The organism is candidate division WOR-3 bacterium, from assembly GCA_011052815.1.
Classification (GTDB): domain Bacteria; phylum Hydrothermota; class Tepidihabitantia; order SM23-42; family SM23-42; genus DRIG01.
In genome coordinates this window covers 1-8,321 of the sequence record DRIG01000108.1, presented here as the reverse complement: position 1 = coordinate 8,321, position 8,321 = coordinate 1, and the positions used below count along the sequence as shown (strand labels likewise).

The window sequence follows — 8,321 nt, the reverse complement described above, 5'->3', positions numbered from 1 at the left end:
TGCGAGGATGTGGCGCCGAATAACCCTTATTTTGGTGTAATGGTTCCTTATACGCCGCTTCACCATCTGCTGCTTGATGAAATTCCTTATCTGGTGATGACGAGTGCGAATATTCAGGATGAACCCATTGCAAAGAATAGAGAAGAGGTTGTGGAAAAGTTAAAAGATATCGTCTCTTTTTATCTGGACCACAACCGGGACATTGAGAACCGCTGTGACGACTCAATAGGTTTTTATCTTAAAAAACGGGGTTTTTCCATTATCAGACGTTCGCGCGGTTATGCGCCGGTTCCTGTAGAATTGCCGTTTTCCGTGGAACCGATGCTGGCCGTGGGACCGTATCTAAAGAATACTTTTACTCTCGCCGATAAAAGGGAGGCGTATATTTCACCGCATATCGGTGATCTCGACAACCTTGAGACACTGAAATTTTTCAATGAGGTTGTAGCCAAATACAAAAAGTGGTTTAAGATTACACCCCGAATCATCGTGCATGACCTTCACCCGGATTATCTGTCTACCAGAATCGCCGGTAAGATGGCAGGCAGAAAGGTCGCTGTACAGCATCATATTGCACATATCGTTTCCTGCCTCGGCGAAAACATGGTTTTTGATAAAGCCATAGGCATTGCTTTTGACGGTACAGGATTCGGACTCGATCACAAAATCTGGGGTGGTGAATTCTTTATCGGAGACTTGAAGAACCAGCAGCGGGTGGCTCATCTGGAATATCTTCCTTTACCCGGTGGTGAAATAAGTATCAAGAAACCTTACCGTATCGCCGTCGCTTACCTTTATAAACTTTTCGGTAAGATAACCGATGATTTAAAGGGGGCTGAAGCGGATACCGTCATCAGGATGATTGAGCAGGAACGGAATTGTGTTGATACGTCGAGTATGGGCAGGTTGTTTGATTGCGTCTCGGCACTTCTCGGAATCACCAGAGAGATTACTTATGAGGCGGAGGCGGCGATAAACCTTGAATATGCCGCATCATCAGTGGTCAGCAAGGGCTATTCATATCAGATAACCGATGACGGGGTTTTTGTCATCAGGGTCGCTGATATCCTTGCAGGTATTGTCAGGGATTTGAAAAAGAAGATCGGTGTTGATGTAATCGCTGCGAAATTCCATAATACGATTGTTCATTTCTCCCTTGATGTCGTGAAGAAATTGAGTAGAATTTATAGAGTGAAGAAGGTTTGTTTATCAGGCGGCGTTTTTCAAAACAGGTATTTACTGACTTTGATGATTGATGAATTAGAGAGGAATGGTTTTGAAGTTTATGTGCACCATAAGCTTCCGACGAATGACGGGTGTATCTCTTACGGTCAGGTCATTATGGCAGGCAGTCTGTTGAAGAAGAGGAGTGTGTAAGATGTGTTTAGGAGTCGTGGGCAGAATCGAAGAGATAAAAGAAGATAATATGGCGGTGGTGGAGATAATGGGTGTACGGCGTGAAATCTCGATTGTGCTTGTGCCTGAGATAAAAGTTGGTGAATACGTAATGATCCACGCTGGTTTCGCCATAAACCCGATTGATGAAGAGTCGGCAAAAGAGACTGAAGAGTTGTTGAAACAGGTGTATGGATATCACTGATGATTAGCGTATTTTATCTGGTTCTGATTATAAATAGTGATTTTACCGTCAGCAGTGCGATTCTTGATCAGCAGTATCCAGTAGTGCAATTTATCAACGGTCAGTACTATTGTATGTGGCAGGATATGCGTTATTATTCACCGGACCGTTCGATCTTCGGCGCCCGTATCACACAGGACGGGGTGGTGCTCGATCCTTTTGGACGATTGATCCTGCGCGACCGGGCGATGAATGTTGATTTTGCTTTTGACGGCGTGAATTTTCTGGCGGTTGTTCAGGACAGCTGTTGAAGTATGGCGGATATCTTCGGGGTGCGGGTCACGCCGACACTTGATACAGTGAACAGTTTTATAATCAATAACAGTGCGGGCGGTCAGGTCGAACCGGCGGTTGTCTTCAATGGTGAAAATTACATCGTCGCCTGGCTTGATTTCGGGGTGACGGCGGTGCGTGTTACACCTTCCGGTGTTGTACTCGACAGCGGTAATTATATCGGAGCCGGTAATGCTTCGATCGATCTGGCTTTTGACGGCGAACGCACCCTGGCGGTCTGGTTCAAGGACTATTATGGGGTTTGTGCCCGATTCATAAATAGTCAGGCGATGCCCGAAGATACGGTTTTGCGTCTGGACTCGACGATTACCACTGCCGCGGTTCCCTGTGTTGCTTATGATGGAACCAACTATCTTGTTGTGTGGCAGGATTTTTGTCCGGCAGGTACAGACCTTGATATCTATGGTCAGTTTCTATCAAGCCAGGGTACTCTCGTCGGTAATAAAATTTCCATCGCCGCTGCCAGTGCAGCAGAGACAAAACCGGCGATATGCTTTGATGGTGATAACTATTTTGTCGTCTGGCTTCAGGACGATCATGCGATATACGGTCGTAAGATACCGCCTGACGGTCATATAGTTGAACCTGCTTTTCAGATTTCAGACAGTGTGATTTTTACCCGCGATCTGCCGATGGTCTGTGCAGGTGATTCTGATTTCCTCACCGCCTGGATGGAATGGCGTAATGATTATGACATCTATGCAAGTTTGAATAATACCATTTCAATTAAGGAATCCAGCGGGAAAAGGCCGGATTTTCAACATACCTGTTCAATAGTCGGTGATCTGCTGGAGATCAAAGCCGGTTTCAGTTGGTCGATATACAGCATAAACGGCAGGTTGCTCAAACAGCAGGCAGTGGGTCGGAATCGGGTGTCAAAGATTGATTTTTCGGATTTCGCTTCCGGCGTATACTTTGTTCGGTTAAAAAAAGATTCGGTTGACATAATAGAGAAGATAATAAAGGTGCGTTGATATAAAGAAGAACCTGTACTCGGGACAAAACCGGATTCTTTTAATTATACTCTTTATTTTATGTTGTAAGGAGTCAGTGGTTATGACAGAACATTCTGCATTGAATAAAAAGACGGCGTCCGCCGCCAGGGCGTACTTTGCCGGCGGTTGTTTCTGGGGTGTGGAATATTATTTTGAACATAAAGACGGTGTAGTATCAGCGGTCTCGGGGTATATGGGTGGGACAAAAGATAACCCGACATACGAGGATGTCTGTTCAGGCAAATACGGATTCTATGAGGTGGTTGAAGTTACCTATAACCCTGAAAAGGTCGGTTATGAGGAACTGGCGAAACTCTTCTTCGAGATTCACGACCCGACCCAGGCAGACGGTCAGGGACCGGATATCGGCGAGCAGTATAAATCAGTAATATTCTATAATAATGAAAAAGAGAAGAAGATTGCTGGAAAGTTGATTGGAATTCTGAAAGAAAAAGGCTACAATGTCGTTACGAAACTTTTTCCGGTAACAAAATTTTATCGGGCTGAAGATCATCACCAGGATTACTATGATAAGAAGGGCACAAAACCAGCCTGCCACTTCTACAAGAAGCGGTTTTAGCTTCAGGAGGTAATAATGGCAAAGAAAAGATCAAAAAAACAGAAGAAACCGGGGAGATTTGATGATTTTCCAGGGTTTGACCCCCGGGGAATGGAAAAGACATTGTCGGATTTGAACAGAATACTCGAAGGTAAGGAGTTTGATTCAGATGAGGATCTTGTTCAATATCTGCAAGAGTATCTGGCTTCGTATGATCCCGACCGATTCCAGGCAAAAAGGTCTTTAGACCAGGCACAGGAACTTATCTACCAAGCCTGGGAATTGGAAGGAAAAGAAAGGGTGGAGTTAGCCTATAAGGCTTTAGAGATTTCAAGGGACTGTGCAGATGCTTATATAATTCTTGCTGAGGAGACGGCTCGAAATAAGAAAGAGATTTTGAGATTTTATCAACAGGCCGTCGCTGCAGGCAGGCGGGCACTCGGTGAAGAAGTATTTAAAGATTCAGTCGGCGATTTCTGGAGTTTGCTCAACACCCGTCCTTATATGAGAGCATTGTTCGGTCTGGCTCAATCTCTGTGGTCTCTTGGAAAACGGCGTGATGCGATTGAACACTATTATGAATTACTCAGGCTCAATCCCACTGACAATCAGGGTGTTCGGTTTGTTCTGATCACCTGTCTGCTTGTGGTCGGACGCGATGATGATGCCAAAAAACTCATTGATGAATACAAAAATGACCCAACCGCAACTTGGGCATATTCTCGAGCACTTTTATTATTTCGACAGAAAGGTGCGAGTAGAAAAGCAAATGCTTTATTAAAAAAGGCATTAAAGGTTAATCACTATGTACCTGAATATTTACTTAAGAAGAAGAAATTCCCCAGAGAGTTACCGTGTATGATTGGTTTTGGCGATGAAAACGAGGCGGTCGATTATGCATTTGATGCACTGTCAGCATGGGAAAATACTCCTGGTGCCTTGAAATGGTTAGCGGAGAATTTCAACAAATTGTGATTCCTTTTCACTTTTCATCTTAATTCAACCTAATTTTCTGTTTTCTTCAGTATCAGACATATAGAATTCCTTGTCATTTCTTCGTTCCAGTCAGGACAGCGTCTGAGTCCGCCACAGGCGGACGAAGAATCTCAATAACTCAATGATTTAAAAATTTCCTTGACAATCAATAAAAAGGTTCTATAATGGAATAATATGTTTCAAAGGACGAAAATTATGAGTTCAAATAGAAAAAGAACCATTCTAAGTCCGGAAAAGCGGGCTTACACTATGGATGCTCGATTTAAGTCCGTAAAATCGGACTTAGAATGGCAGGGGGATATTTAAGTTCGGGAGTGAGGACTTATGAATACGCAAAGAGCAGGTAGGTATATAAAACAACCTTCAGGGTACAGGGCTTTTATTCCAAATCCTCTCCCGCCTGATCCGCCCATCAACTATGATGGAAAGTTGAGAAGTCTTCTTTCGCAGGCAGATAGAGCATTGGCAAGGCTTGATGGAATTACAACGGTTCTTCCCAACCCTCAGCTTTTTGTAGGTATGTATGTTAAAAAAGAGGCGCTTTTAAGTTCTCAAATAGAGGGGACACAAGCATCCTTAGAAGGAGTTTTGAAATTTGAGGCAAATCTTACTCCTTCCGAAGATATAAATGAAATAAAAGAGGTTGTAAATTATATCAAGGCCCTTGACTACGGTATGAAGAGATTACAAAGGCTTCCAATATCAAACAGGCTTATAAAAGAGATCCATAAAATTCTCATAACCGGTGCAAGGGGAAGAGATAAAACACCTGGTGAATTTCGTAGGAGTCAGAACTGGATAGGGCCGGCAGGTGCAGATTTGAACGAAGCTACTTTTGTTCCTCCTCCACCAGAGATTGTCCCTGAGTTGATGTCACACCTTGAAAATTTCATTCATAGTAAGAATGATATTCCCCCCTTGATAAAAATTGCACTGATACATTCACAGTTTGAAACAATACATCCCTTTCTTGATGGAAACGGAAGAGTTGGAAGATTGCTTATTACCTTCTATCTATACTGGAAAAGAATATTGTTTCATCCCCTGCTGTATTTAAGTTTTTATCTCAAGAAATATCGAAATGAATATTACCACCGGTTGATGGAGGTAAGGCTGAAGGGAGAGTGGGAACGGTGGTTGAAGTTTTTTCTTGCAGGAGTTATTGAAGTTTCCAAAGAAGCGTCGGAAACAGCAAAGGAAATTATAGAGTTGAAAGAAAAACTCATTAAGAGGCTTATAGAGAAAAAAATGGCGAGTGGTTATGCGGTAGGTTTAATTAATATGCTATTTTCTATGCCTATTATTACTTACGGAGACGTACAGAGTAGATTGGGGGTGGGGAGTAGAGACACGGTTAATAAGTTGATTAATAAATTTATCGACGCACAAATTTTGAAGGAAATTTCGGGAAAGAAGCGGTACAGAAAATACTTATTTTCAGATTATCTGGAAATTATAAAAAGAGGAACTGAAGTATGAACAATAAATAAACCAACAGGGTGAACCAGGAAGAGGGAATATGGACAATTATGAAAATGTTTACAGACAGAAGAGAAAACATAATTTCCTTGACAGGGGATGAAAAATTGCTAAAATAAGACAATATGTGATAAAAGGTGAGGATAATGAAAGGGGGAAGGAGTTTACTTAGGAACCTCGTTCGGTTCGATTCTGGTTATGTAAGGAAAATAGGTTGTTAGAAAGGGTAGAAGATGAGGGATTTTGAATACAACCATCAAAGATATATGTACGATGCAGGTATAATGTGTATTACGGATGTGAAAAAGTTGAATACTATTCTACGCAAATACTCTTCAATTATTCAGATTTTTCTCTTGCCAGAAACAAAGAAGCGCTGATTATATGATTTGGTGCGAGATTAAAGAAATGGTGAACGAATCAGGTGTTATGAGCAGAAGCTTGGGACTAAACCTGTGCTATAACAGGAAGGCACGAAACTCAGGGCAAAATTATGCGTTTAACTTCGGATATAACGACAAAATAGAAAAATATCCGAACCAGAGTTCGGATATACTGAAGTTAGACGAAATGCCTGGAATGTTTGTTGAAAAGGAGGTGTCAAAATGGGAATACACTACGAGAACCTTGATGAAAAAACGAGGGAATTTATGTTAGAAGAGCTAGAAACGGACATTAGGCATGGGAAAATGTACATAAGCCCACGTCTCAACTCTTTAGGGCGATCTAAGTGGGTTGAACTTCTTAGAGAAGCTATCAAAAGTTACGATGACGTTTGGCTAGCCAACCAACTAAGAATTAAATGCATTAGTCACCATTTGCGTTGACAACAGGGGCGCAGTTCACAGGATTGGATACAGTTGATTATTTATATTGTTATATTTGTTTGTGTTATTTCTGCCGGGGCATTTTCCTTGTTGCCCAGCCACTGTCTGCTGACACTTACGAAGTGTAGGGATGTATTTTGCTATTTTGCCAATTGGCAAAATAGCAAAATGGAATTTGTTGATTCTAAAATGTTTGGGTTGCAGAATTGAGCAGTTCATTGGAGCTGGTCTTTTATTTGTTACTCTATGATTTGGCAGAAAGTTGAACATTGTCCAGCCTGCCGAGGTTCAGGAACTTCAGATTATTCGCTGATTTCACCTCTTGACCGATATCCAGCCGTGGTTATAATCTAATTATGGAGGTTTTGTGAAAATCGTAAGGAGTCAGGCAGGATTCGGCTCTGCCACTGAGCCCGGAGTTGTTCAAAATTGCGAATCCTGCTCTGAAGGAGGAAGATTATGAATAGAGATCTGATTAAAGAAATAAAGGGTGTGCTTGTTGAGGTGTTGAAGAAATATGAGGTGAAGAGAGCTGCTCTTTTTGGTTCGATCGTGCGGGGAGAAGCCACCGAAGATAGCGATATTGACCTGTTAATTGAATTTGAAGGGAAAAAGAGTCTATTAGACCTTGTGGGTTTGAAATTAGAGCTTCAAGAATTGTTGGGAAGAGAGGTAGATATTATTACTTATAAATCTCTTCATCCTCTACTTAAAGAACGAATTCTGAACGAACAGGTGGTTGTTCTATGACTAAAGACTCAAAAATGTTTATAGAACATATATTGGAATGTATTACATTGATCGAAGAGTATACCGAAAATAAAACAGAAGAGGAGTTCATTGGTTCAACGCAACTTCAAGATTCGGTTATCCGTCGTATTGAGATCATTGGTGAAGCAGTCAGAAATATACCAGAAGAAATAAAAGAGAAATATTCAGAAGTCCCATGGAGAAAGATAGCAGGCATGCGGGACATTCTCATTCATGAATATTTTGGGATTGATTTGGGACTAACCTGGGAGGTTGTTATAAAGGACATCCCGGACTTAAAGAAGAAAATGTTAAAGATAAGGGAAGAATTGAAATGAAAAGGTACGGGGGGGCAGAACTTTTGCTTGCTTTCAGAAGAGGATATTTTGAGATTATCAAAAGGTGGTAAATATTATCATGCGAAATATATAATACTGTCTGATTGACAAAAAGGTAATGCGCCAACTTTTTATTCTCTCGTGAAATCTTCGTGGGGAAAAATAAATTCTAAGGAAATATTTAAGTGAATCTCCGATTATTCGTTGATTTCACCTCTTGACCGATATCCAGCCGTGGTTATAATCTAATTATGGAGGTTCTGTGAAAACCCGAAGGAGTCAGATAAGGTTCGTATATACCGGAGTTGTCCAAAATCGCCCGAAGTCCCTTATGGAAAATGTTAATATGTTGAGACGATATACGGTGAAATAATGAGGAGCTGGGTAAAAATAATAATTGGTGATAGCAGAAAAATGATAGAGGTTGAAGATAAAGGCATAGAT

General features: G+C 41.5%; 9 protein-coding genes. All 9 read left to right on the top strand.

Going from position 1 to position 8,321, the window contains the following annotated elements; translation table 11 throughout:
- On the top strand, positions 1-1,377 hold a 1,377-nt coding region (locus ENI34_10565; GenBank protein ID HEC79560.1), incomplete at its 5' end, for a carbamoyltransferase HypF.
- 1 nt (position 1,378) lies between these two features.
- Positions 1,379-1,600 carry a HypC/HybG/HupF family hydrogenase formation chaperone gene (locus ENI34_10560; protein HEC79559.1) on the top strand — a complete coding sequence of 74 codons (222 nt, stop codon included), beginning with the start codon at positions 1,379-1,381 and terminating at the stop codon, positions 1,598-1,600.
- Positions 1,600-1,890, top strand: coding sequence for a hypothetical protein (locus tag ENI34_10555; GenBank protein ID HEC79558.1), 291 nt, complete (start codon positions 1,600-1,602; stop codon positions 1,888-1,890). The genes ENI34_10560 and ENI34_10555 overlap by 1 nt, the downstream gene beginning before the upstream one ends.
- 3 nt (positions 1,891-1,893) lie before the next feature.
- On the top strand, positions 1,894-2,907 hold the full coding sequence (locus tag ENI34_10550; GenBank protein HEC79557.1) for a T9SS type A sorting domain-containing protein: 1,014 nt from the start codon (positions 1,894-1,896) through the stop codon (positions 2,905-2,907).
- An 82-nt stretch (positions 2,908-2,989) separates the two neighbouring features.
- Positions 2,990-3,508 (top strand): peptide-methionine (S)-S-oxide reductase, encoded by a 519-nt coding sequence (gene msrA, locus ENI34_10545; GenBank protein HEC79556.1) that lies wholly within the window; start codon positions 2,990-2,992, stop codon positions 3,506-3,508.
- A 15-nt stretch (positions 3,509-3,523) separates the two neighbouring features.
- Positions 3,524-4,462, top strand: a complete 939-nt coding sequence (locus ENI34_10540) for a hypothetical protein (GenBank protein HEC79555.1) — start codon at positions 3,524-3,526, stop codon at positions 4,460-4,462.
- Positions 4,463-4,807: 345 nt separating this feature from the next.
- Positions 4,808-5,962, top strand: a complete 1,155-nt coding sequence (locus tag ENI34_10535; protein HEC79554.1) for a Fic family protein — start codon at positions 4,808-4,810, stop codon at positions 5,960-5,962.
- 1,286 nt (positions 5,963-7,248) lie between these two features.
- Positions 7,249-7,539, top strand: coding sequence for a hypothetical protein (locus ENI34_10530; protein ID HEC79553.1), 291 nt, complete (start codon positions 7,249-7,251; stop codon positions 7,537-7,539).
- Positions 7,536-7,877 (top strand): DUF86 domain-containing protein, encoded by a 342-nt coding sequence (locus ENI34_10525; protein ID HEC79552.1) that lies wholly within the window; start codon positions 7,536-7,538, stop codon positions 7,875-7,877. The genes ENI34_10530 and ENI34_10525 overlap by 4 nt, the downstream gene beginning before the upstream one ends.
- Positions 7,878-8,321 lie beyond the last annotated feature (444 nt).

Excerpts from the sequence above, each read along its gene's own strand:
- ENI34_10560 (HEC79559.1), top strand. The coding sequence starts at position 1,379 with ATGTGTTTAGGAGTCGTGGGCAGAATCGAAGAGATAAAAGAAGATAAT.
- ENI34_10555 (HEC79558.1), top strand. The coding sequence starts at position 1,600 with ATGATTAGCGTATTTTATCTGGTTCTGATTATAAATAGTGATTTTACC.
- ENI34_10550 (HEC79557.1), top strand. The coding sequence starts at position 1,894 with ATGGCGGATATCTTCGGGGTGCGGGTCACGCCGACACTTGATACAGTG.
- msrA (HEC79556.1), top strand. The coding sequence starts at position 2,990 with ATGACAGAACATTCTGCATTGAATAAAAAGACGGCGTCCGCCGCCAGG.
- ENI34_10540 (HEC79555.1), top strand. The coding sequence starts at position 3,524 with ATGGCAAAGAAAAGATCAAAAAAACAGAAGAAACCGGGGAGATTTGAT.
- ENI34_10535 (HEC79554.1), top strand. The coding sequence starts at position 4,808 with ATGAATACGCAAAGAGCAGGTAGGTATATAAAACAACCTTCAGGGTAC.
- ENI34_10530 (HEC79553.1), top strand. The coding sequence starts at position 7,249 with ATGAATAGAGATCTGATTAAAGAAATAAAGGGTGTGCTTGTTGAGGTG.
- ENI34_10525 (HEC79552.1), top strand. The coding sequence starts at position 7,536 with ATGACTAAAGACTCAAAAATGTTTATAGAACATATATTGGAATGTATT.